Origin of the sequence: Streptomyces sp. NPDC006624, assembly GCF_040611555.1 — a bacterium.
Lineage (GTDB): Bacteria > Actinomycetota > Actinomycetes > Streptomycetales > Streptomycetaceae > Streptomyces.
This window is the reverse complement of sequence record NZ_JBEXOM010000075.1, coordinates 1-1,247: the sequence shown is the minus strand read 5'-3', so window position 1 is coordinate 1,247 and position 1,247 is coordinate 1. Positions and strand designations below refer to the sequence as shown.

The following is a 1,247-nucleotide window of genomic DNA, read 5'->3' as shown; positions in this document are numbered from 1 at the left end:
AACGGCCCAGGGTGTCGTAGAACTGCGGGAAGGTGTTGCCGCTGTTGAAGCCGGTGCTGCCGATGTTGCTGCCCACGACCGGCGGCTTCTTGTCGGCGATGTTGTTGACGGTGAAGTTGATGCGCGCGTTCCACGGCAGCTCGTAGGCCATGGTCAGGTCGAAGTAGTCGTACGAGTCGATCGAGGTGTACGGCTTGAACCAGGTGACCGGACCCGGCTCGACGTCGACTGCGCTCAGGTGACGCCAGTTCATGCCCAGCTCGAAGTCCTTGATCGACCACACCGCGCGGAAGTTCGACTTGTAGTCGTACACGATGCCGGCGATGACGTTGCACGAGACGCCGTAGACGCCGACGCAGTCGTGCTTGGCCACGGCCGGGTCGCCCTGGTAGTCGTACTTGTCGGTCTTGGTCAGGTCCAGCGAGAAGTCCAGGCGGCCCCACTCGTTGGCCAGCGGGATGCCGTAGCGAACGCCCAGATCCCAGCCGCTGGTGGTGATGCGGCCCTTGTTCGAGAGCTTCAGGAACGGGCCGCGCGCTTCGCCGTTGAGCGAGCCGTCCTGGGATTCGCGCGCGCCGATCATCAGCTGGCACATCGGGTTGTTGAGGCTGAGGGTCGGGTTGAGCTGCTGGTCGTAGCAACCGAACAGCGCATCGCCGAGCACCGGACGGGTGATCGCGTCCTTGATGTCGATCTTCCAGTAGTCCAGGGTGATCGACAGGTCGTCGACCGGCTGCCACACCAGGCCGAGGGTCTGGGTGTCGGCTTTTTCCGGGCCCAGGACCGGATTGCCGCCGAAGAAGGCGTTGGCTTGGCCGGCGCTCGGCTCATCCACGCCGCCGAACTGGTTCAAGATCGCCTGCGGCACGCCGGTGGCGACGCACAGCTGGCCGACCGCACCGTTGATGCCGCCGTGCTTGGCCAGCTCGGACGCCTGGCAGGGGTCGACCGCGGTGTTGTCCAGGCCGGTGATGACCGGCTGGAACAGCTCGTTGACGTTCGGGGCGCGGGTCGCGCGCTGGAACATGCCGCGGAAGCGCAGCGATTCGATCGGCGCCCACTCCAGGCCGTACTTGTAGCTGCCGTAGCTGACGTCGGTCTGGCCCGACTTGAACTGGCTGTGGCGGTAGCCGGCTTCGAAGTTCAGGCTCTGCGCGCCGGTCTTGCCGCTGATGATCGGGACGATGGTCTCGACGTAGGCCTCACGCAGGGTGAAGCTGCCTTGCACGTCCGGGTCGGGGTCGTGG

Annotated in this window: 1 protein-coding gene; it reads right to left on the bottom strand. The window is 65.5% G+C overall.

The annotated features are described in order from the left end of the window. The coding region (locus ABZY20_RS37265) for a TonB-dependent receptor (protein WP_356447974.1) at positions 1 to 1,247 on the bottom strand (1,247 nt) is incomplete at both ends.